General features: G+C 68.9%; 20 protein-coding genes. 12 read left to right on the top strand and 8 right to left on the bottom strand.

Features of this window, described 5'->3' with window-relative positions:
- A complete protein-coding gene (locus IFJ75_RS03515; RefSeq protein WP_207871302.1) occupies positions 1 to 1,053 on the top strand; it encodes an NAD(P)H-dependent flavin oxidoreductase in 1,053 nt (350 codons plus the stop codon).
- On the opposite strand, the gene arsC is transcribed toward IFJ75_RS03515, so the two are convergent.
- Together arsC and IFJ75_RS03505 are read right to left on the bottom strand one after the other, a co-directional pair.
- Positions 1,050 to 1,391: an arsenate reductase (glutaredoxin) gene (arsC, locus tag IFJ75_RS03510; protein WP_207871299.1), complete on the bottom strand. Its 342-nt coding sequence runs from the start codon at positions 1,389 to 1,391 to the stop codon at positions 1,050 to 1,052. The genes IFJ75_RS03515 and arsC overlap by 4 nt on opposite strands.
- Position 1,392: 1 nt before the next feature.
- A complete protein-coding gene (locus IFJ75_RS03505; protein WP_207871297.1) occupies positions 1,393 to 1,908 on the bottom strand; it encodes a hypothetical protein in 516 nt (171 codons plus the stop codon).
- A gap of 102 nt (positions 1,909 to 2,010) precedes the next feature.
- Between IFJ75_RS03505 and IFJ75_RS03500 the strand changes: the two genes are divergently transcribed.
- The 5 genes from IFJ75_RS03500 to IFJ75_RS03480 all read left to right on the top strand — a co-directional run bounded on the left by IFJ75_RS03500 (position 2,011) and on the right by IFJ75_RS03480 (position 8,463).
- Entirely contained in the window at positions 2,011 to 3,261 is a 1,251-nt protein-coding gene (locus IFJ75_RS03500; protein ID WP_207871295.1) for a hydrolase, read from the top strand.
- Between the two features lie 3 nt (positions 3,262 to 3,264).
- Positions 3,265 to 4,272 (top strand): arginine N-succinyltransferase, encoded by a 1,008-nt coding sequence (locus IFJ75_RS03495; protein ID WP_207871293.1) that lies wholly within the window; start codon positions 3,265 to 3,267, stop codon positions 4,270 to 4,272.
- A gap of 8 nt (positions 4,273 to 4,280) precedes the next feature.
- The gene (astD, locus tag IFJ75_RS03490) at positions 4,281 to 5,699 is read left to right on the top strand and encodes a succinylglutamate-semialdehyde dehydrogenase (protein ID WP_207871292.1); all 1,419 of its coding nucleotides are present in this window, start codon (positions 4,281 to 4,283) and stop codon (positions 5,697 to 5,699) included.
- Complete coding sequence (gene astB, locus IFJ75_RS03485) at positions 5,696 to 7,045, top strand: N-succinylarginine dihydrolase (RefSeq protein WP_207871291.1); 1,350 nt, start codon at positions 5,696 to 5,698, stop codon at positions 7,043 to 7,045. The genes astD and astB overlap by 4 nt, the downstream gene beginning before the upstream one ends.
- Positions 7,046 to 7,173: 128 nt before the next feature.
- Positions 7,174 to 8,463, top strand: a complete 1,290-nt coding sequence (locus IFJ75_RS03480; RefSeq protein ID WP_207871290.1) for an MFS transporter — start codon at positions 7,174 to 7,176, stop codon at positions 8,461 to 8,463.
- A 3-nt stretch (positions 8,464 to 8,466) separates the two neighbouring features.
- On the opposite strand, the gene phhA is transcribed toward IFJ75_RS03480, so the two are convergent.
- Positions 8,467 to 9,342, bottom strand: coding sequence for a phenylalanine 4-monooxygenase (gene phhA / locus IFJ75_RS03475; RefSeq protein ID WP_207871289.1), 876 nt, complete (start codon positions 9,340 to 9,342; stop codon positions 8,467 to 8,469).
- 45 nt (positions 9,343 to 9,387) lie between these two features.
- On the bottom strand, positions 9,388 to 9,702 hold the full coding sequence (hspQ, locus tag IFJ75_RS03470) for a heat shock protein HspQ (RefSeq protein ID WP_207871288.1): 315 nt from the start codon (positions 9,700 to 9,702) through the stop codon (positions 9,388 to 9,390).
- 147 nt (positions 9,703 to 9,849) lie between these two features.
- Here hspQ and IFJ75_RS03465 point away from each other — a divergent pair, with 147 nt between their 5' ends.
- A complete protein-coding gene (locus IFJ75_RS03465; protein ID WP_207871285.1) occupies positions 9,850 to 11,001 on the top strand; it encodes a Ppx/GppA phosphatase family protein in 1,152 nt (383 codons plus the stop codon).
- A 3-nt stretch (positions 11,002 to 11,004) separates the two neighbouring features.
- Here IFJ75_RS03465 and IFJ75_RS03460 read toward each other — a convergent pair whose 3' ends face one another.
- The 4 genes from IFJ75_RS03460 to IFJ75_RS03445 all read right to left on the bottom strand — a co-directional run bounded on the left by IFJ75_RS03460 (position 11,005) and on the right by IFJ75_RS03445 (position 14,188).
- Positions 11,005 to 12,021 (bottom strand): peptidylprolyl isomerase, encoded by a 1,017-nt coding sequence (locus IFJ75_RS03460; protein WP_225896969.1) that lies wholly within the window; start codon positions 12,019 to 12,021, stop codon positions 11,005 to 11,007.
- 23 nt (positions 12,022 to 12,044) lie between these two features.
- A complete protein-coding gene (locus tag IFJ75_RS03455) occupies positions 12,045 to 12,965 on the bottom strand; it encodes a peptidylprolyl isomerase (RefSeq protein ID WP_318781059.1) in 921 nt (306 codons plus the stop codon).
- Positions 12,962 to 13,450 (bottom strand): pantetheine-phosphate adenylyltransferase, encoded by a 489-nt coding sequence (gene coaD / locus IFJ75_RS03450; RefSeq protein ID WP_207871284.1) that lies wholly within the window; start codon positions 13,448 to 13,450, stop codon positions 12,962 to 12,964. The genes IFJ75_RS03455 and coaD overlap by 4 nt, the downstream gene beginning before the upstream one ends.
- Before the next feature lie 87 nt (positions 13,451 to 13,537).
- On the bottom strand, positions 13,538 to 14,188 hold the full coding sequence (locus tag IFJ75_RS03445; protein ID WP_207871282.1) for a response regulator transcription factor: 651 nt from the start codon (positions 14,186 to 14,188) through the stop codon (positions 13,538 to 13,540).
- 280 nt (positions 14,189 to 14,468) lie between these two features.
- Here IFJ75_RS03445 and IFJ75_RS03440 point away from each other — a divergent pair, with 280 nt between their 5' ends.
- The 5 genes from IFJ75_RS03440 (at position 14,469) to IFJ75_RS03420 (ending at position 21,094) form a co-directional block, all read left to right on the top strand.
- Positions 14,469 to 14,996: a DUF4402 domain-containing protein gene (locus IFJ75_RS03440; protein WP_207871280.1), complete on the top strand. Its 528-nt coding sequence runs from the start codon at positions 14,469 to 14,471 to the stop codon at positions 14,994 to 14,996.
- Between the two features lie 88 nt (positions 14,997 to 15,084).
- Positions 15,085 to 15,972 (top strand): fimbrial biogenesis chaperone, encoded by an 888-nt coding sequence (locus IFJ75_RS03435; protein WP_207871278.1) that lies wholly within the window; start codon positions 15,085 to 15,087, stop codon positions 15,970 to 15,972.
- Positions 15,969 to 18,695 (top strand): hypothetical protein, encoded by a 2,727-nt coding sequence (locus tag IFJ75_RS03430; protein ID WP_207871277.1) that lies wholly within the window; start codon positions 15,969 to 15,971, stop codon positions 18,693 to 18,695. Before IFJ75_RS03435 ends, IFJ75_RS03430 begins: the two co-directional genes overlap by 4 nt.
- Positions 18,695 to 19,201: a hypothetical protein gene (locus IFJ75_RS03425; protein ID WP_207871276.1), complete on the top strand. Its 507-nt coding sequence runs from the start codon at positions 18,695 to 18,697 to the stop codon at positions 19,199 to 19,201. The genes IFJ75_RS03430 and IFJ75_RS03425 overlap by 1 nt, the downstream gene beginning before the upstream one ends.
- 78 nt (positions 19,202 to 19,279) lie before the next feature.
- Positions 19,280 to 21,094 carry an acyltransferase family protein gene (locus IFJ75_RS03420; RefSeq protein ID WP_207871275.1) on the top strand — a complete coding sequence of 605 codons (1,815 nt, stop codon included), beginning with the start codon at positions 19,280 to 19,282 and terminating at the stop codon, positions 21,092 to 21,094.
- Positions 21,095 to 21,144 lie beyond the last annotated feature (50 nt).

Raw genomic sequence — 21,144 nt, 5'->3', positions numbered from 1 at the left:
ATGAGCCTTCTCGACCGGCTGAGCGTGTCGCTGCCCATCCTGCAGGCGCCGATGGCCGGGGTCTCGACGCCGGAGATGGCGGCGGCGGTCTCCAACGCCGGAGCGCTGGGCGGGATCGCGGTCGGGGCCACGGATGCGACCGGGCCGGCGGCGATGATCACGGCGGTGCGCGCCCTGACCCCGCGTCCGTTCAATGTGAACGTCTTCGTCCATACGACGCCGGTTGCGGACCCGGCGCGGGAGGACGACTGGCTGGGGGTCCTCGCGCCCCTGTTCGCCGGGTTCGGAGCCGAACCGCCGGCGCGGCTGAAGACGATCTATCAGAGCTTCAATGACGATGCGGCGATGCAGGCCCTGCTGGTGGAGACGGCCCCGCCGGTGGTCAGCTTCCACTTCGGCCTGCCCGGCGCGGATGTGATCGCGGCGCTGAAGGCGTCCGGCTGCGTCCTGCTGGCGACCGCGACGAGCCTCGCCGAGGCCCGCGCCGTCGAGGCGGCCGGGATCGACGCCGTGGTCGCCCAGGGCTGGGAGGCCGGCGGCCATCGCGGCGTCTTCGATCCGGACGCGGCCGACGACCGGCTGGGGACGATGGCCCTGACCCGACTGCTGGTCGAGCGGACATCCCTGCCCGTCATCGCGGCGGGCGGGATCATGGACGGGCGCGGCGTGCGGGCGGCGCTGGACCTTGGCGCGGTCGCGGCCCAGCTGGGCACAGCCTTCATCGCCTGCCCGGAGAGCTTGGCCGACAGCTTCTATCGTGAGGCGCTGGCCAGCGAGGCCGCCGACCATACGGTGATGACGCACGCCATCTCCGGTCGACCCGCCCGCTGTCTGGCCAACCGATTTACCGCATGGGGTCAGGCGAACGCCCTGCCCGCTCCCGCCTATCCCATCGCCTATGACGCCGGAAAGGCGCTGAACGCCGCCGCCAAGGCTCACGGCGACGGCGGATTCGGCGCCCAGTGGGCCGGTCAGGGCGCGCCCCTGGCGAGGTCCATGCCGGCAGCGGAACTGGTGGCTCGTCTCGTGCGGGAGATGGCCGCGGGGGTCTAGAGGACCTCCAGCACCCGTTCGATCGGGCGGCCGATGCGGGCGCCCTTGTCGGTTTCGAGGATGGGGCGTTCGACCAGGATCGGCTCGGCGATCATGGCCTTGAGGATGGCGGCGTCGGAGGCGTCGGCGGCGAGGAGGATCTTGGCGCCCTCCTCCTTGGTCCGCAGCAAGCCCCTGAGACCGCCGCCGGTCTCCGAAGCCAGCCGGTTCAGCGTCGCGGCGTCCCAGCCGGTCTTCAGATAGTCGACGATCTCCGGCTCGACGCCCCGCTCCCGCAACAGCGCCAGCGCATTGCGCGAGGTGCTGCAGCGGGGATTGTGGAACAGGCGAACGGTCAAATCAGTAGGCCGAGTTGGCGGCGTCCAGCTGGATCTGGTCGAGCTTGGAAATGCCCTTCAGTCCGGTGATGTGCAGGACGAACTGAATGATCTGGCTCACGACCGACAGGGCCGTCAGCCAGATGGGCGCCGACGGCATGCCGGGGACCATGCCCGAGAGAACCTGGGCGCAGGCGGTGGGCAGAAGGCCGAACAGAACGATCAGCACCATGAAGAGGATGGCGATCCACTTGGCAGGCTTTTGCCACTGCACGATGCCGAAGATGGCCGAGACGACCAACAGGGCGTAGCCGACGTACTCGCCGATCTTCGCGCCCGCCGCAGCCCCGGGATTGCTGCCCTGCATCTGGGACTGGGCGGCGGCGACGGCTTCGGCGAACTGGGGGTTCATCAGGGTCCAGAGCGCGCCGATGATTCCCACCACGACGCCGATGAAAATAGCGATGGCGCTGGCCCGGGCGGCCTTCAGGGCCTCGGCCTCGTTGGTGATCGGGGTGGTCGGCAACAGATGGGTCATGGGTGCTTCCTCAAGCTGACAGACGGCAACCCTAGCTTGCCGAACGGCGGAGCGAAACCGCCGACCTTCACCTTTTCGCTGGGGAAGCCTAGGGTCCCCCGGATGCGGATTCTCACCCCCGATCAGACCGTGCTGGACCATGTGGCGGCGCGGGAGGCCGCGATCATCGGCCGGGCCGTGGACTGGGCCGGGATCAACTCGGGCAGTCGCAACGCCGCCGGGCTGAACGCCATGCTGGACGTGCTGGAGGCCGAGGCGCGGCGCCTGCCGGCCGAGGTCGTGCGTATCCCGACACAAGGCTCGACCACCGTCGGCGACGACGGGACGGTGAAGGCCGAGGCCCATGCGGATGCGCTTCAGATCACCGCCCGGCCCGAGGCGCCGGTGCAGGTCGTCCTGACCGGCCATTACGACACAGTCTTCCCGGCGGAAAGCGGCTTCCAGTCGGTCGCGATGCGCGCCGACGGCGCCCTGAACGGGCCGGGCGTCGCCGATATGAAGGGCGGCATCTCGGTGATGCTGGCGGCGCTGGAGGCGTTCGAGACCCATCCGGATCACGCCCGGGTCGGCTGGACGGTGCTGCTGTCGCCGGACGAGGAAATCGGGTCGCCTGCGTCGGCGCCCCTGCTGGCCCGACTGGGCGCGGCGGGCCATGTCGGCATGACCTATGAGCCCGCCCTGGCCGACGGCACCCTGGCCGGCGAGCGCAAGGGCAGCGGGAACTTCCACCTGATCGTCACGGGTAAGGCCGCCCATGCGGGTCGGGCCTTCCACGAGGGGGCCAACGCCGTCGCCGGGGCCGCCATCATCGCCGCCGCCCTGCACGGCCTGAACGGCCGCCGCGAGGGGGTGACGGTCAATGTCGCCAAGATCAGCGGAGGCGGAGCCCTGAACGTCGTCGCCGACAATGCCGTGGTGCGGTTCAACGTCCGTGTCCCGGACGCCCAAAGCGCCGCCTGGATCACTGAAGCGATCCACGAGATCGCCGCGACGCCGCCGTACGAGGGGCTGACCCTGGATTTGCACGGCGGCATGACCCGCGCGCCCAAGCCGATGGACGCCAGCCAGACCGCTCTGTTCGAGGCCGTGCGCGAGACCGGCGCCCTGCTGGGCCAGACCATCGCCTGGACGCCGTCCGGCGGGGTCTGCGAGGGCAATAATCTGCACGCCGCAGGCCTGCCCAATATCGATACCCTCGGCGTCCGTGGCGGCGACATCCATTCGGATCGGGAGTTCGCCTGGCCCGACAGCTTCGTCGAGCGCGCGCAACTCAGCGCCCTGATCCTTTGTAAACTGGCCTCGGGCGAGATCGACGCCCAACGCCTGAAATCCCTGCGTCTGGAGACGATGTAAGAAATGCTCGTCGTCCGACCTGCCCTGCCCGCCGACCTCGACCATTTGCTGGAGCTGGCCATCCTGTCCGGCCCGGGCTTCACCAGCCTGCCCGAGGATCCGGACCAGCTGACCGAGCGTCTGGACCTGAGCCGCGACAGCTTCGCCGCCGCCATCCCGGCCGAGCAGCGCTGGTACACACTGATGCTCGAGGAGAGCGACACCGGCGACATCGACGGCATCGGCAGCGTCAAGGCGGCGGTGGGGCTGAAGCGGCCCTTCTTCTCCTATCGCGTGGTCAACAACGCCTCCTCTTCGCCGTCGCTGAACATCCGCCTGGAGCACCAGACCCTGGTGCTGGTCAATGAATGCACCGGCTGGACCGAGGTCGGATCGCTGTTCCTCAAGGCCGATCGGCGCAAGGGCGGGGCCGGGCGGCTGCTGAGCCAGTCGCGCTACATGCTTATCGGGGCCGAGCCCGACCTGTTCGCCGACACGGTGCTGGCCGAGCTGCGCGGCGTCTTCACGCCCGACGGCGCCTGCCCCTTCTGGGACCACGTCGCCCATAAGTTCTTCCCCATGCCGTTCGATCAGGCGGACATGATGACGGGCTCGACGGACAAGCAGTTCATCCTCGACCTCGCCCCGCGCCACCCGATCTATGTCGACCTCCTGCCCGAGCCGGCGCGGGCTGTGATCGGCAAGGTGCATCCGCAAGGGGTGCCGGCCATGGCCCTGCTGGAGAGCGAAGGTTTCCGGCCTAACGGCCTGATCGACATCTTCGACGCCGGTCCGACCGTCGCCTGCGGCCGCGACAATATCCGCACCGTCCGCGACGCCCGCTCCATGTCCGTCGCCATCGCCGAAGAGGTCGAGGCCGAGCTGCCCAGCCTGATCTCGACAAACAGCGTCGGGGCGTTCCGCGCGGTGCGCCAGCGTGTCGCTCTGGACGGCGACGTCGCCACCGTCTCGACTGAAACCGCCGACGCCCTGAAGGTCCGGGCCGGCGACACCGTACGTATCAAGGCCTGAGTGCAATCATGACCGTGTTCCAGTCGACCGACCCCGCCACCGGCGAAACCGTCTGGGAGGGCGAGGCCGCCTCCGCCGCGGACGCCGCCGCCGCTGTCGCCGCCGCCCGCGCCGCCTTCCCCGACTGGGCCGACCGTCCGCGAGGTGATCGGGTCGATGCGGTGAAACGCTATCAGGCCGTGCTCAAGCGCCGCGCGCCCGAGATGGCCGAGGCCATCAGCCGCGAGACCGGCAAGGCCCTGTGGGAGACCAGCACCGAGCTCGCCTCCATGGCCGGGAAGGTCGACATCTCCATCCGCGCCTATGACGAGCGGACCGGCGAGCGCACGACCGAGACCGCCTTCGGTCACGCCACCCTGCGGCACCGTCCGCACGGGGTCGCGGCGGTGCTGGGCCCGTTCAACTTCCCGGGCCATTTGCCTAACGGCCATATCGTCCCGGCCCTGCTGGCGGGCGACACCGTCGTCTTCAAGCCGTCGGAGGAGACGCCCCTGACCGGCCAGCTGATGGCCGAATGCCTGGCCGAGGCGGACCTGCCGACCGGGGTGTTCAACCTGCTACAGGGCGGGCGCGACACCGGCGCGGCCCTGCTGGACCAGCGTATCGACGCCCTGATGTTCACCGGCTCGGGCGCGGCGGGGGCTTACTTCCGCAAGAAGTTCGCCGACGATCCGCATGTGATCCTGGCGCTGGAGCTGGGCGGCAACAACCCGCTGGTGGTCTGGGACGCGGCCGACGCCGAGGCCGTAGCCGGGATCGCGGTCCAGTCGGCCTTCGTCACCACCGGCCAGCGCTGCTCCTGCGCGCGGCGTCTGGTCGTGCCCGAGGGACCGCAGGGGGACGCCATCGTCGAGGCCGTGGCGGCCCTGTCGGACCGTCTGGTCTTCGCGCCTTGGGACTCGTCGCCCGAACCCTATGCCGGGCCCCTGATCTCCGAGAAGGCCGCCAACGCCGCGCTTCAGGCCCTGCAGCAACGCATCGATCTGGGCGCGAAAGTGATCCGCGCCTCGGGTCCGGTCGACAACCTGCCGGGCGCCTTCGTCAAGCCGGCCATCATCGACGTCACCGGGCTGAAGGTGCTGGACGAGGAGATGTTCGCCCCCTTCCTGCAGGTCATCCGCGTCCCGAGCTTCGAGGCCGCCGTCGCCGCCGCCAACGACACCCGCTACGGCCTGTCGGCCGGTCTGGTGTCGGACGATCCGAAGACCTGGGATCGCTTCATCCGCCGCATCCGCGCGGGCGTGGTCAACTTCAACCGACCGACCACCGGCGCCGCCGGCGACATGCCCTTCGGCGGCCTCGGCGACAGCGGCAACCACCGCCCCAGCGCCTGGTACGCCGCCGACTACTGCGCCTATCCGGTGGCGAGTTTCGAGGCCGGGGCGGTGAAGAACATCGAGAGCGAGATCAAGGGGCTGCGGGGGTGATCTCCGCCGTCGAAGCCAATGCCGACGGTCTGATCGGTCCGACCCATTCCTATGCGGGCCTCAGCCCCGGCAACCTCGCGGCCAGCCTCAGCAAGGGCGAGGCGTCGAACCCGCGCGCGGCGGTGCTGCAGGGTCTAGACAAGATGAAGCGGCTGGCGGACCTCGGTCTGCCGCAGTTCGTGCTGCCGCCGCATGAGCGGCCCGACATCGGTTTCCTGCGTTCCCTCGGCTTCGATGGGACGGACGCCCAAGTGCTGGAGCGGGCATGGAAGGACGCGCCGGCCTATGTCGCCGCCGCCGCCTCGGCCTCGCCGATGTGGGCCGCCAACGCCGCGACGGTGACGCCGAGCGCGGACTCAGCCGACGGCCGGGTCCACTTCACCCCGGCCAATCTGCACACCAATCTGCACCGGTCGCTGGAGCACCGGCAGACGAAGCGGGCGCTGGACGCCCTGTTCCCCGACCCGGCTCAATTCGCGGTCCACGACGCCCTGCCTGCCCATGCCCAGTTCTCCGACGAGGGCGCGGCCAATCACGTCCGTCTGTGCGCCGAACAGGGCGCGCCGGGCGTCAATCTGCTGGTCTGGGGCCGCGAGGCGCACGAGCCTTGGGACGGCGCCTGGCCCGCCCGCCAGACGCTGGAAGCCTCGCAGGCCGTGGCGCGCCGCCACCAGCTTCTGGGAAACGGGGCCGGCCGCCCGGTCTTCCCGCGCCAGGGCAAGACCGCCATCGCCTGCGGGACCTTCCACAATGACGTGGTCTGCGTGGGATCGCTGGAAACCCTGCTGTTCCACGAACTGGCCTTCGAGGACACGGCGAAGACCAAGGCCGACATCCGCAGCGCCGCCGAGCGCCTGTTCGACCCGATCTTCGTCGAGATCGCCGAGGCCGACCTGCCGCTGGCTGACGCCATCCAGTCCTACCTGTTCAACTCCATGCTGATCCAGATTCCGGGCGAGGACCGCCTGACCCTGATTTGCCCGACCGAGACGCGCGACAACGAACGCGCCCATGCGGTCGCGCAGGGGCTGGCGGCGTCGAACGGCCCCATCGGCCGGGTCGAATATGTCGATGTGCGCCAGTCGATGCGGAACGGCGGCGGGCCGGCCTGTCTGAGGCTGCGGGTCGTGCTGACCGATGCGGAGCTCGCGGCGACCAATGCCGATATGCGGCTGACCGAGGGGCTGCACGGGGCGCTCAGCGTCTGGGCCGTCAACTGGTATCGTGATCGCCTGAACCCCGCCGACCTGGCCGATCCGGCCCTGCTGGACGAGAGCCGGGGGGCGCTGGACGAGCTGACCGGCATTCTGGGCCTCGGCTCCGGCTTCTATCCGTTCCAGAGGTAGTTTCGCGGTGAGCAAGGGGTGCTAGTGAGCAAGAGGTGAGCACAGTCCGCCATTCCGCATTCGGCTCACTCCTTGCTCACTAGCACCCCTCGCTTACCCCCGTATGCTCAAGGCCGAAGGAGTCGTTCATGACCGATCAGCCCATGACCCCGGCACGCCGCCTCCGGAACATCATCGGAGGATCCGCCGGCAATCTGGTGGAGTGGTTCGACTGGTACGCCTATGCGGCCTTCACCCTGTATTTCGCCCCGGTCTTCTTCCCCGACGAGAACCCGACAGCCCAGTTGCTGAGCGCGGCGGCCGTCTTCGCCGTTGGCTTCCTGATGCGGCCGATCGGGGCCTGGATCATGGGGGTCTATGCCGATCGCAAGGGACGCAAGGCAGGCCTGACCCTGTCGGTCAGCCTGATGTGCGCGGGCTCCCTGATCATCGGCTGCGCGCCCGGCTACGCCCAGATCGGCATCGCCGCCCCCATTCTGCTGCTGTTCGCGCGTCTGCTGCAGGGCATCAGCGTCGGTGGAGAGTACGGGTCTTCCGCCACCTATCTGTCGGAGATGGCCACGCCGAAGCATCGCGGCTTCTGGTCCAGCTTCCAGTACGTCACCCTGATCTCGGGCCAGCTGCTGGCGCTGCTGCTGCTGATCGTCCTGCAGCGGACGCTGAGCACGGAGGCGCTGGGGAGCTGGGGCTGGCGCATTCCGTTCTTCGTGGGCGCGCTGCTGGCCGTGGTGGTGTTCTGGCTGCGTCGTCGGCTGGACGAGACCGCCGCCTTCAAGGCCGAGGACGTTCGCACCGCGCCGAAATCCAGCGCCCTGCAGCTGGTCATGAAGCACCCGAAGGAGGCGTTGATGGTTCTGGGCCTGACGGCCGGCGGCACCCTCGCCTTCTATACCTACACGACCTACCTGCAGAAATTCCTGGTCAACACCTCGGGCTTCTCCAAGACCACGGCGACCGAGATCAGCGCCGGCGCCCTGCTGATCTATATGCTGCTCCAGCCCGCCGTCGGGGCCCTGTCGGACCGGATCGGGCGACGGCCGGTGATGATCGCCTTCGGGGTGCTGGGCGTGCTGTGCACCGTGCCGATCATGTCGGCGCTGGCGGTGACCACCAACGCCTACGCCGCCTTCGCCCTGGCCCTGACGGCCCTCGTGATCGTCTCGGGCTATACGGCCATCAATGCGGTGGTGAAGGCCGAGCTGTTCCCGGCCCATATCCGCGCACTGGGCGTCGCCCTGCCCTATGCCATCGCCAATGCGCTATTCGGCGGCACGGCCGAATACGTCGCCCTGTGGTTCAAGCTGGAGGGCGCCGAGAGCCGCTATTTCTGGTACGTCACCGTCATGATCGGGGTGTCGCTGCTGGTCTTCGTCTTCATGCGAGACACGAAGCATAAGACCCTGATCACCCACGAATAGGGATCAGGCCGCGAAGCGGCCGCCCCGGGCCGCATAGGATTGAGTGCCCCGCGTGATCACCCGGTCGTCCGGCAGGACGACGTCGACGGCGATGTCGGGCTGGCCCTTCAGGGCGTCATAGACCGGGCCGAAATCCTTCAGCGTCACGTCCTTCAGCGCCTCGATCGAGGGGATGACGAAATAGACCTGCTGGAAGTCGTCGATCCGGTAGAGCGTGCGCATGACCCGCTCAAGCTCGAAGCCGATGCGATTGGGCGACGCGTCCTCGAGCGCGAAGACGCTCTCGGTCGCCGAAGAGACGATGCCCGCGCCGTAGATGCGCAGACCCTTGGCCGATTCCATCAGGCCGAACTCGACCGTGTACCAGTAGAGCCGGGCCAGCTGGGGCAGCATACCCAGGGAGGCGGCGCGCTGGCCGCCCTTGCCATAGGCCTGCATATAGTCGGCGAAATCGGGGTCGGTCAGCATCGGCACGTGGCCGAAGACATCGTGGAAGATGTCGGGCTCCTGCAGATAGTCCAGTTGGTCCGGCTTGCGGATGAACTGACCCGAGACGAAGCGGCGGTTGGCCAGATGGTCGAAGAAGACGTCGTCGGGCACCAGGCCAGGCACGCACTCCACGGTCCAGCCGGTCAGGGCCTTGAGCTTGGGATTGAGCACCGCGAAGTCCGGAATGCCGCCGGTGTTCAGGTCCAGCGCCTTGAGCCCGTTCATGAAGGCGTCGGAGGCCCGGCCCGGCAAGATCTTCATCTGCCGCTCGTACAGGGTGTCCCAGGTGTCGTGCTCGACCTCCGTATAGGCGCGCCAGTTCTGGCTGATGGTCCAGTCGGCGGCCGCACCCGGAGGCGGGGCGTCGAAGACGTGTTCGAAATCAGACATGACGCACTCCTCTGACCCCAATCTAGGCGGCTGACGAACGCGCGGCTAGTGGATCGGCTGCCTTGCAGGCGCATGGTGGCCTGCGCCGTCGACCGTAAACCACTGCGCTTCGTCATCAGGGGTCAGGGGGGCGATGTCAGGATCGAGCTCCAGGACGCCCTCGGCGGCGTAAACGAGGAATCCCGAATCGTCGCCCATCGCCAGCACGCGGTAGAAGGGTTGGTCCCGGTGCTCCGGGCCGGGCTGGTCGGCAGGTCCGGCGTAGATCGGGTCGACGTCGACGATCAGGCCGCGAAAGACCTGCTCCCGGTGGCGGACGATCTGGCCGAGGCCGAATTTGGCTGTGTGCTCCTGGGTCATGATCACAAGCTACGGCGCGGGACCTGAGCCGGATCAGTCTGAGCCGTTCATCCGGTCGTCATATTCGCTTGGCGAGCGACGCGGGCTGCGTCTAGGTTGCCTGTGACGGGCGCCGTCTTCGGTTGCGCCCATATGAAAGTTCGGCCCATGCCGGAACCAGACGGCGCGCCTTCGGGGCGCGACGACCGGTCCCAGCGCCAGAGGTCCGACCGCGCTTCGCACCCGGCCAAACCCCGGGGCGGCGGCGCACAGGGCCATGGAGCGTCCGGTCGGGATGCGCCGCTGTATGGCGCGCTCGATCTGGGGACCAACAACTGCCGCCTGCTGATCGCCCGCCCGGCGCGGGAAGGCTTTCGCGTGGTCGACAGCTTCAGCCGCATCGTGCGCCTCGGCGAGGGCCTGAGCCACACCGGCCGGCTGGACGAGGCCGCGATGGACCGGGCCTATGACGCCCTCGCCTCCTGCGCCGAGCGGGTAGTGCGCAAGGGGCTCGATTCGGCCCGACTGACCGCCGTTGCCACCCAGGCCTGCCGCCAGGCCGAGAACGGCGCCGCCTTCATCGAACGCGTCCGCGCGGGCACCGGCCTGCGCCTGCGCATCATCGACCCGGCCGAAGAGGCGCGGCTGTCGGTCGAAGGCTGCCTGAACCTGTTTGATCCCCGGGCCGAGGCAGTGCTGGTCATCGACGTCGGCGGCGGCTCGACGGAACTGTCCTGGCTGCGGAAACAGGGCCGCGAGATGAAGACGGTGGCCTGGATGTCGGCCCCCCTGGGCGTGGTCACCCTGGCTGAACGGCATCCGGAGCCTGACGACGTCGTCGGCCCCGCGGGCGAGGTCTGGTACGAGGCCATGGTCGCCGACATGGGCGCGGCCATCGCCGCCGGCGGCATCGTCGACGCCGACATGCGCGACCTGTTCGGGCGCGGCCGGGGCCATATGGTCGGGACGTCGGGCGCGATCACCAGCTTGGCAGGGATCCATCTGAACCTGCGCCGCTATCAGCGCGACCGCATCGACGGCCTGTGGATGACGCGCAAACAGTGCGAGGCGGCGGCGGATCGGCTCAAGGCCCTGGGCCCGGACGGGCGGGCGGCCGAGGCCTGTATCGGGCCGGACCGCGCCGATCTGGTGCTGGCGGGCGCGGCTATTCTGGAGGCCGTGCAGCGGGCCTGGCCGTGCGAACGCGTGCGCGTCGCCGACCGGGGTCTGCGCGAGGGCCTGCTGCTGCAGAGAATGCGCGAGGACCGCAAGCCGCGCCGTCGGCGTCGGCGTGGACGCCAGCCCGCTGCAGCGGAATAGGGCCTAGCGCGGTCCCGACGCGCCTGCCGGGGCCGTACCGGCCGGAGCCGCCGCGACCACCGAACCGCCCGAGACCTGCACCGGCAGTGTGATGTCGCAGACCGAGAAGTCCGCGCCCCTGGACGCTCGCGTCATATCGACCATCGCCCGGAAGCGCGGCGACGCAGTGTCCAGCACCTGAACGCTGGGCCGGTCGGCCTCGGGCAGGTCGGCGGCGATGCGGACGGTCGTCATCCGGTCGGGATCGGTGACCAGACCGCTGCCCCCGGCGCCGGTCTTGAGATTGCGCACCACGTCCAGGCCCGAAACGACGGTCCCCCAGACGGTGTAGCGCTTGTCCAGCGACGGATAGGGCTGGCGCATCAGGAAGAACTGGCTGTTGGCGCTGTCCGGATTGTCGTCGCGCGCCATGCCCGCCACGCCCGGGCAATAGACGCCCCAGCCATGGACCATGTGGTCGGCCGTCGTCGCCATATAGCTGTCGGGCTGGGTCTGGATCGGCAGGGAGCGGACGAAGCCCAGCACGGCGCCGGCGGGCGCAGCCACAGGCGCGAACGGCAGGTCCGGCCCGCGGCGGAAGGTGAACTCGGCCTTCAGGTCGGGATAGGCGCTCTGGCCGTCACCGGTGCCCAGCGGGTCGCCGGTCTGGGCCATGAACAGGTCGATGACCCGGTGCCATGTCAGGTTGTCGAAGAAGCCGTTGCGGGCCAACAGCCGCATCCGCTCGACGTGCAGGGGCGCGACCTCGGGCGCCAGTTCGACCAGGATCCGGCCCTTGGTGGTCTCGATGACCATCAGGTTCTCGGGCGGCACGGTGCGCCACTCGGAGGGCGGAGCCGAGGCCGGCGCGGGCGGCGGAGGCGGCGGGGCCTCGGCCGCTTGCGTGGCGTGAGCCGGGGGATGGGCCGGGGCATGAGCCGCCGTCTGGGCCAGAGCCCCCGAGGCCATGATGAGGGGGGCCAGAGCCCCCGAGGCCATGATGAGGGCCAGCACGGCCCCCGCCGTCACGGATTTGATCACGCCGTCCCCTCCCCTGCCTGTTCTCAGCCGCCGGTCACGATCGACGGGGTCTCCACGTCGCAGATGCCGAAATTCAGCCCCAGACGGTTCCGGGTCGCCTCATAGCGCTGGGCGAAGGCCGGGCTGGTGGGCAGCAGCACCTTGACCACCGGGCGCTGGGCCTCCGGCATGGCCGACGCCAGCTGGGCCTTGGTCATCACGTCCGGATTGGCGACGGCGCCGTCGGAGGCGTCGGCTCCGGCGTTCAGCGCCTTGACCACATCCAGCCCGCTGACCACCCGGCCGAAGGTGGTGTAGGTCCCGTTCAGATTGGGGTTGGCGCCGGTCATCAGGTAGAATTGGCTGTTGGCGCTGTTCGGGTCAGCCGAGCGCGCCATGCCCGCGACGCCGGGGCAGAACAGGCCGCCGGCATCGACCTTCATGTCGGCGGTGACGAACATCTGGGCGTCGGGCTGGGTCTGGATCGGCAGGGAGCCGAGGATGCCGCGCACGCCGCTGGTCGAGGCGTTGGGCACGATGGCGAAGTCGGGGTTGCGGCCCCGGCGGAACGAGAACTCGCCCGGCACGTCCGGCAGGTCGCTGCTGCCGGCGCCGGTGCCCAGGGGGTCGCCCGTCTGGGCCATGAAGCCCCGGATGACGCGGTGGAACTTCAACCCGTCATAAAAGCCGCGGTTGGTCAGGGTTCGGATGCGCTCCACGCTCTGAGGCGCGACGCGGGGCTCCAGCTCCACCAGGATGCGGCCCTTGGTGGTGTCGATCACCAGAAGGTTGTCGGGCGACACCGTGCGCCAGTCGGCCGCATCGGCGGGCGGCAGAGGCGTCGCGGGCGGAACCGCGCCCTGGGGCGGGGGCGGAGCAATCACCTGGGCCCCGGCAGGACCGACGGCGAGGGCCATGACGCCGGCGACGGCGGCGGAGAGAACGGTGAGCGGACGCGAGTTCATACGTGTTTCTTTACCCTGGCCCGCACGCGCGCGGCGACGGCGGGGCTGACGAAGCTGTCGATATTCCCGTCCAGACGGGCGATCTCCTTGACCAGGCGTGAGGCGATCGCCTGATGGCGCGGATCAGCCATCAGGAACACGGTCTCGATGTCCTGATTGAGGCGCTGATTCATCGCCGTCATCTGGAACTCATATTCGAAGTCGGCGACGGCGCGCAGGCCGCGCACGATGACGCTGGCCTCCAGCTCTTCGGCGAAATGCATCAGCAGGCTCGAGAAGGGTTTGACCACGATGTCGCCGTCGAAGCGCGCCACCTCGGCGGCGACCATCTCCACCCGCTCGGCGGTCGAGAACAGCGGTCCCTTGTCGTCGTTCTGGGCCACGCCGATCACCAGCCGATCGACCAGCTTCGTGGCCCGGCCGATGATGTCCATATGACCGTTGGTCACCGGGTCGAAGGTGCCCGGATACAGTCCGATCCGCATTTTTCCGACTGGCATAAGGGGTCGCCCTCCCGCTTCACACGGCGGTGTTAGCAGGTGCGGCAGAGGTGGCCTAGAGGCGCAGCTCGCTTACTCGGCCTCGCCTGCGTCCAGCCCCTTTAGGTAGGGACGGGCCGCCAGGATGGCCTGGCTGCGGTTGCCGACGCCCAGCTTCTTGAAGATGGCCGACAGGTGCTGTTTCACCGTGCCCTCGGTCAGGTTCATGTCGCCGGCGATCTGCTTGTTCAGCCGGCCGTCGGCCAGGGCGACCAGGACACGCAGCTGGGCCGCGGACAGGGACGAGATCCGCTGCTGGAAATCCACTGCCGCCGGAGTGGCTGCGGGCGTCTCCGGGAAGGCGACCGCCTCACCCCGCATGATTGCGCCCACGGCGCTGAGCAACGAGGAGACCGGCGCCGACTTGGACAGATAGGCCGAGACGCCAAATGTCCGGGCCAGGGCCACCGTATGAGCGTCCGCCCGCGAGGAGACGATGGCGATCGGGACGCCCGGCAGAAGCTGCTGCAGACGGATCAGGGCGCTGAACCCCGTCGCATCGGGCAGCATCAGGTCCAGCAGGACCAGTTTGATGCGCGCACCGTTGGCGCGTGCGTAGGTTTCTGCCTCCGCCGCCGTCGTAACCCGGCCGACCTCCAGATGAGGGTAGGCCGCGCCGACCGAAAGTTCGAACGCTTCTCCGACCAACGGGTGGTCGTCGACGATCAGGACAATCCACTGCATGGCGATGAATCAAGCCTCCTTGCCCCATATTCCCCACAACCGGGGAACGAGGCAAACAAGAACGACAAGGTAAACGCAAGTTTACGGAATACTGATCTAAAGTTCGACCGTATTGGTAAATGCGAAGTAACTATAAGATCACTTCATGTATTCAATGCCATAAAACCATATAACCTTGGTGTGTTTTGGCTGGTTTTGAAGGCTGCAGTTGTAGACATCGACGGTTGAGAGGGCTCATCACGGCGTCATCAAGTTGCAAACGCCCCACCGGGAGAACGTCATGTCCAACAAGCTTTTCTTCGCCGCCGCCGCCCTCGTCGCCGCCGTCGCGAGCCCCGCCTTCGCCCAGTCCTCGGCCTCCACCACAGGCACGGGTTCGGTCACCATCGTCCGTCCGCTGACGATCACCAAGAACGCCGACCTGGCCTTCGGCACCGTGGTTCGCCCGGCGACGGGTTCGGGCACGGCGGTGGTCAGCGCCGCAGGCGCCCGCTCGGTGACCGGCGGCGTCGTCGGCCTGTCCTCGGGCGCCACGCCCGCCGCGGCCCAGTTCACCGTCTCCGGTGAAGGGGGGCAGTCGATCTCGGTCACCATCCCGGCGACCTTCTCGATGGCCAACGGCTCGGACACCCTGACCGTCACGACCTCGAACAACCTGACCGGCTCGGCTTCGGCCCAGACGCTCAGCAACGCCATGGGCGCCGCCGGGACCCTGGCCTTCAACGTCGGGGGCAGCGTGCCGATCGCCTCGACCACACCGACCGGCACCTACAGCGGCTCGTTCACGGTCTCGGCCGCCTATAACTAAAGGCGCATCCGGGACGCCGACAACGCGAGGTTGGGTTAACCCTTCGGCGCTAGTCTGCGGGTCGAAAGCCGCCCCCGGGTCCAGACCAATGCTCAGATCAGCCGCCCCCATCCTTGCTGCAGCGCTCGCTTTCGGGAGCGCCGCAGCGGCCCAGCCGCAAGCCGCCCCGGCCCAGACGCCGCCCGTCGCTCCCGTGGTCACTGCGACGCCGACGGGCGCCGATCTGAACATCTCGCCCCGCCGCGTCACCTTTGACGCGACCCAGCGTGCGGCCTCGGTCTATGTGTTCAACCAGGGCGACGCCCCCGCCACCTACACCGTCGAGCTGGTCGATCGGGTCATGTCGTCGGACGGTCAGATCCGCTCCGTCGCCGATGCGCCCGACGCCCCGCGATCTCCCTCGGCGATGGACCTGATCCAGTACACCCCGCGCCGGGTGACGCTGCAGCCCAAGGAAAGCCAGGTCATCCGGGTCCGCGTGCGTCCGCCGGAAGCCCCGGGCGAATACCGCACTCACCTGACCGTCACCGCCCTGCCGCCCGAGACCACCGGCTTCACCGCCGAACAAGCCGCCGAGAACAATCCGAACGGCGTGGCGCTGCAGATCACCGCCCTGTTCAGCGTAAGCATCCCCCTGATCGTGCGCGAAGGCCCCGTGGACGCCCGCGCCGCGGTCGAAAACGCCCGCCTCCTGCCCGCCGCCGATGGCGCGCCCAACGGCGCCGTCGCCGTCGACCTCGTCCGTCTGGGCGCGAACTCCGTCTATGGCGACGTCCAGATCCGCGCCGGAACGGGCGCTGACGAACATGTCGTCGGCCAGGTGCGCGGCATCGCCGTCTATCCGGAGATCGAACGTCGCGCTGTCGTAGCCCCCCTCGCGGTCCCGGTCGCCGCCGGAGAGTCGGTCCGGGTGGTCTATGTCGACGACGACGCCAACGCCGGCACGGTCCTGGGCTCCGCTCCCGCATCGCGATGATCTCCGCCCGCCCGGCCACGGCGGTCGCCCTGACCGTTCTGGCGGCCGGCGTCGCCGCGCCTGCCCTGGCCCAGAGCTCGAGCCAAAGCGTCGTGACCAATCTGGTCGTCGCCGCCGAGCCGGTCCCCTTCAACGCCGACGACCTTCTGTTCATGGAGGTCCAGGCCGACGGCTATCAGCTGGCCGAAACCATGAACGTCTATGGCTCGCGCGCGGGCGTCTATGTGCCGCTCGGCGAGTTCGCCCGGGTGCTGGACTTCGCCATCGGCGTCTTCCCCGCCCAGCGCCGCGCCGAGGGCTGGATCGGGTCGCGCGACCGCAAGCTGACGATCGACCTCAATACCGGCGTCGCCATCGTCAACGGCAAGGCCATCGCCTTCGCCCCCGGCCAGGCCGCGATCTTCGACAACGACCTCTATGTCCGCGCCGATCTGGCCGAGCAGCTCTTCCCTGTGAAGCTGCGCGCCGACATCAACGCCCAGACCCTGACGGTCAGCCCGACCGAGCCCCTGCCTTTCCAGCAGCGGCTGGCGCGCGAAGCCCGCGCTGCCGGCCTGAACCACCCCCAGGCGATCCTGCGCGTACAGGAGGCGCCGGCGCCATATGGGCTTTTCACCCCGCCCGCCTTCGACGTGAACCTGGGCGGACAGGTGGCGCGCGACGGGGTGGACCAGTCGCAGAGTTTCGACGTCCGCATGGCCGGCGACCTTCTGTACGCGGGCTTCCAGGGCTTTCTCGGCTCGGACCAGAACGGGGAGCCGGCCGCTGCCCGCGTCCTGTTCGAGCGCAAGGATCCGGACGGTCACGCCCTCGGCCGCTTCGGCGCCACCCGCGCGGGCCTCGGCGATGTCTTCACCCCCTCGATGTCACTCGGCGCCGGAAGCTACGGCGGGCGGGGCCTGGTCTATTCGACCGCGCCTCTTGAGACGGTCGATCTCGCCACCCCCCTGAACCTGCGCGGCGAACTGCCGATCGGCGAGGAGGTCGAGCTCTACGTAAATGAGGTGCTGCAGGCCGCCCGATCCACGCCGGATCAGGGCCGCTACGAATTCCTCGACGTTCCCCTGACCTTCGGGCTAAACACCATTCGCCTGGTCTTCTACGGACCACAGGGCCAGACCCGTGAAGAGGTGCGCCGCATCAATTTCGGCTCGGGCCAGATCGAGCCGGGCAAGTTCGTGATGCGTCTGGCCGCCATCCAGCAGGACCGGTCGGTCTTCGAGATCCAGTCCGATCCGACGCCCGACGACAGCCAGGGCGAAGCGCGGCTCGAAGCCCTGTTCGACTATGGGATCAGCACCGCCTTTACGATCAGCGGCGGCCTCGCGCGCTACGCCCCGGCCGGGTTCGATGAACGCACGGTCGGCCTGGCCGGAGTGCGCGGCTCCATCTGGGGCGTCGCAGCCCAGCTGGACGCGGCCCATGACAGCCAGGGCGGATCGGCCGCCATGCTCGGTCTGGCGGCCCGGCCGTTCGGCGTCTCCATCGTCGGCCGCCATGCAGAATACCGCGACGGCTTCGTGGACGAGACGCGTCAGGTCGGCGCCACCCAGGACAGTCTGCTGCGCCGCGCCACCGACCTCCGCGCCGACATGCAGTGGCGGATGCGCGATACCTTCAGCCTGCCTCTGTCGCTCGACCTGCGGCGTCTTGAGCGCATCGACGGCACGGGCGAGACCAACGCCGAGTTCCGCACCTCGGCGCCGGTCGACCGCTATTATCTGTCGACCAGCCTGGCCTGGCAGGACGTCACCACCCTGACGACGCGGCAGAAGCTCCTCATCGGCGCCGCCGACATCGCCACCCTGGTCGCCGCCCGCGCCCAGTTTCGCGGCGGCCTGACCTATACCCTGTCGCCCCGGACCGAGCTGGACAGCGCCTACATGACCGCCGACATCCAGATCTCCGAGCGCCGCACCCTGCGCCTCAGCGCCGTTCAAAGCCTGGGCGAACAGGACGCGACCACGCTTCAGGCCGCCGCCTTCTGGCGTGCGCGCCGGTTCGATATCGCCCTGACAAGCGCCTGGGAGACCCGATCCGGCGAATGGCAGGTGGGGCTCCAGATGGGCTTCGGCTTCGCCTTCGACTTCGCGCGCGGCCGCTACGACGTCGTGCGCCCCGGCGTCTCCGCCGGCGGCTCCATGGCCGTGAACGCCTTCGTCGACGCCAACGGCGACGGCCATCGGCAGCCCGACGAAAAGGGCGTTTCCAAGATCGTGGTCCAGACGCCCGCCGGCGCCGCCGTGACCGGCGCGGACGGGCGGGTCTTCGTTTCGGGTCTCGGCGACGGCGCCGCCGCCTCCATGCGCGTCAATCTGGAGGGCATCGACGATCCCTTCCTGCTGGGCCAGGCGGATGTCATCCGCACCGTGCCCCGTCCGGGCCGCACGGCCCGCGTCGAGTTGCCGCTTCAGCAGTCCGGCGAGGTCGAGATGACGGTCATGCTGCGCCGGGACGGCCAGGACCGCCCTCTCGCAGCCGTCAATCTGCAGCTGGTTCCGGAAGCCGGCGGCGCGCCGATCCCGGCCCGCAGCGATCACGCAGGCATCGTCTTCGTCGAGGACGTGCCGCCCGGCCGCTACAGGGTACAACTCGATCCGCAGCAGGCTGCCGATCTGGGCATGACCCTGGTCGCCGCGCCTGCCGCCGTCCTGCCCGCCGACGGCGGCTTCGTCCGTGCCGGAGCCGTCGTGGTCAGCATCGTTCAAGGAGGAGCCGCCTGATGCGCGTTCTCAAGATCCACAGCATCACCCTCGGCCTGACGGTCGCGAGCGTCATGTTCGCCTCACCCGCCCTGGCCCAGAGCCGGGGCGCGACAGCGACCGGCGCCCTTCAGGTCGAGCGCGCCCTGACCCTGAGCAACGTCCAGTCGATGAGTTTCGTGGCGACCCGCCGGAATGTCGACGGAGCCGGCGCTCCCAACGGAACGGCCGCCGATCCGACCGGCGACGCTTCCGACGCCCCGGCTGTAATCGACATCACTGGCGATCCGGGCCGCGTCTACCGGATCCAACTGCCCGCAACGATCGACACCGATCTGTCTGCGGGTGTCATCTCGGGGTTTCAGGTCTGGAGCGAAACCGTGGGCGACGTCTCGAAGACCATGACGGGTCGCCTCAACGCCGAAGGCCACGACCGGCTGCGCATCTCCGGCGTCCTGACCACCGCTCACGGAATGATCATCACTGACGTGCAGACCGCCGTTCCGGTCAACATCGACTACGAATAGGACGCTCCGGAGCGGGCACAGAGCCAGGAAACATTCTGGCGCGTGGACAGGTCCGGTCGGCTCGCTCATAGGGAGGCCGTGAGCGCCCTTGCCCCAAGTCCGGATTCCCACCCCGCATCGGCCGCCCCGGCGTCCACGCGCCGGCACGATCTGGACTGGCTGCGCATCGCCGCCTTCGCCCTGCTGATCGTCTATCACGTCGGGCTCGCCTACGGCCCCTACGACTGGCACGTCCACAGCGCCCATACTCTGGAGTGGATTCGCGAAGGGGTGCTGATCACCAATCCCTGGCGGCTGACCCTGCTGTTCCTCGTTTCCGGCGCGGCCCTGCGCTTCATGACCCTGAGGAAGACGCCCGCCGAAGTCGCGAAGCTGCGCCTCGCCCGCCTGGGCCCGCCGCTCGTCTTCGGGGTGCTGGTGCTGGTCACGATCCAGTCGTGGATCGAGGCGATGGACAAGTCGCACACCCCGATCAGCTATCCGGCCTGGCTGTGGCACGAGTTCAGCCCCTCGGGGATCGCCGACGGCATCCCCCTGAACCATCTGTGGTTCGTCCTCTACATCACCGTCTACAGCTTCGTCGTCGTGGCCCTGTTGAACCGGCCCGGCTGGATCGCCTGGGCGGAGGCGAAGATCGGCCCGGCGCTGAGCGGCTGGCGGCTGCTGGTCTTCCCGGCGCTGTATCTGATGATCGTGCGCTGCATCCTGTTCCCGCATTTCGGCCTGACCAACAACATCGTCTGGGACTGGTACAACCACGCCCAGTCCCTGGCCGCCTTCCTGTTCGGCTTCCTGGCCGTGCGGCAGGAAACGATCTGGCGCGACTTCCAGCGTTTTCGCTGGGTCGGCCTGGGCGTTGCGGCCGTGGCCCTGCCCCTGATGATGCTCCAGGTCGCCCATCCCGGCGGCGGCGCCTTCTGGGGCATTCCGCGCAACCTGGTCGTGGCGCTGGACCAGTGGTCGGTGATCGTCGCGGCCCTGGGCTTCGCCAGCCTCTACCTCCGGAACACCACCGGCCCGGTCCAGACCTATCTGAACGAGGCGGTTTTCACCCTGTATCTGGCCCACCAGACGGTGCTGGTCTGCGCCATCTGGCTGATCCGCCCCGCCGGCCTGCCGGTCTGGATCGAGGCCCCGACCTTGATCGCCGTCACCATCGGCGGCAGCCTGCTGATCTATGAGATCGTGCGCCGCGCGCCCCTGCTGCGTCCCCTCTGGGGTCTCAAGCCCCTGCCCGGCCGCGGCCTGTTCTCGGGTCTGGCCGTGACCCGCTATCGCCGTCGCCGCATCCTGCTGGGGATCGGGGTCTTCGCGCCCCTGCTGGCCCTCGCGGTCGTCGGCATGGCCATCCTCGCCTACCCGGGCTTCGACAATGCGCGCCAGTATCTCAGCGAGCTGGGCGGCGCCTCGTCGCCCATGCCCCGCATCTTCAACTGGGGCGTCTTCGTCGCGGGGGTGATGGCCGGGTTCGCAGGCGTCGGCTTCGGCCTGGCCGTGATCGCGATCACGCGCGCTCACATCGCCGGCTGGCTGACGGCGATCGTCTTCGTCCTGGCCGGTACGGGCCTCGCCCTGTCGACCCTGTTCCCGTATCCAGACCCCCGGCACATGTACATCAACATGGGTCTGGGCATTCAGGTCGCCCCCCTGCTGCTGCTCTGGGGCCTGGCCGGCAGCCGCGAGCTGTCGCGGCTGAAAGCCTTCCTGATCGGGGTGTTCGTGGTGATGACAGGCCTGACCGTGATGACTTATCATCTGGTCCTGCCCGGCACGGTGAACCCGTCCAACGTCGGCTGGTGGGAGCGGGTCTACGCCCTTGTGCTCGTCGGATGGGTCGGGATCGCGGCCTGGGCCTTGGGTCGGCGGCTGAGGCATCACGCCGAGAGCCCCTGACGGACTCAAGGAATCCGGGGTGGTCGCGAAAAAACACGGGACCATCACAA

It is taken from the genome of Brevundimonas goettingensis (assembly GCF_017487405.1).
GTDB classification, from domain to species: Bacteria; Pseudomonadota; Alphaproteobacteria; order Caulobacterales; family Caulobacteraceae; genus Brevundimonas; species Brevundimonas goettingensis.
The sequence above is the reverse complement of the archived record's forward strand: the minus strand, read 5'-3'. Positions and strand labels throughout refer to the sequence as shown.

Bases quoted from the DNA above. Each gene is read 5' to 3' on its own strand.
- IFJ75_RS03515 (WP_207871302.1), top strand. From the start codon at position 1: ATGAGCCTTCTCGACCGGCTGAGCGTGTCGCTGCCCATCCTGCAGGCG.
- IFJ75_RS03425 (WP_207871276.1), top strand. From the start codon at position 18,695: ATGCGCGTTCTCAAGATCCACAGCATCACCCTCGGCCTGACGGTCGCG.
- IFJ75_RS03455 (WP_318781059.1), bottom strand. From the start codon at position 12,965: ATGAACTCGCGTCCGCTCACCGTTCTCTCCGCCGCCGTCGCCGGCGTC.
- IFJ75_RS03465 (WP_207871285.1), top strand. From the start codon at position 9,850: ATGCCGGAACCAGACGGCGCGCCTTCGGGGCGCGACGACCGGTCCCAG.
- hspQ (WP_207871288.1), bottom strand. From the start codon at position 9,702: ATGACCCAGGAGCACACAGCCAAATTCGGCCTCGGCCAGATCGTCCGC.
- astD (WP_207871292.1), top strand. From the start codon at position 4,281: ATGACCGTGTTCCAGTCGACCGACCCCGCCACCGGCGAAACCGTCTGG.
- IFJ75_RS03480 (WP_207871290.1), top strand. From the start codon at position 7,174: ATGACCGATCAGCCCATGACCCCGGCACGCCGCCTCCGGAACATCATC.
- IFJ75_RS03430 (WP_207871277.1), top strand. From the start codon at position 15,969: ATGATCTCCGCCCGCCCGGCCACGGCGGTCGCCCTGACCGTTCTGGCG.
- IFJ75_RS03445 (WP_207871282.1), bottom strand. From the start codon at position 14,188: ATGCAGTGGATTGTCCTGATCGTCGACGACCACCCGTTGGTCGGAGAA.
- IFJ75_RS03500 (WP_207871295.1), top strand. From the start codon at position 2,011: ATGCGGATTCTCACCCCCGATCAGACCGTGCTGGACCATGTGGCGGCG.
- IFJ75_RS03440 (WP_207871280.1), top strand. From the start codon at position 14,469: ATGTCCAACAAGCTTTTCTTCGCCGCCGCCGCCCTCGTCGCCGCCGTC.
- coaD (WP_207871284.1), bottom strand. From the start codon at position 13,450: ATGCGGATCGGACTGTATCCGGGCACCTTCGACCCGGTGACCAACGGT.
- IFJ75_RS03435 (WP_207871278.1), top strand. From the start codon at position 15,085: ATGCTCAGATCAGCCGCCCCCATCCTTGCTGCAGCGCTCGCTTTCGGG.
- phhA (WP_207871289.1), bottom strand. From the start codon at position 9,342: ATGTCTGATTTCGAACACGTCTTCGACGCCCCGCCTCCGGGTGCGGCC.
- IFJ75_RS03505 (WP_207871297.1), bottom strand. From the start codon at position 1,908: ATGACCCATCTGTTGCCGACCACCCCGATCACCAACGAGGCCGAGGCC.
- IFJ75_RS03495 (WP_207871293.1), top strand. From the start codon at position 3,265: ATGCTCGTCGTCCGACCTGCCCTGCCCGCCGACCTCGACCATTTGCTG.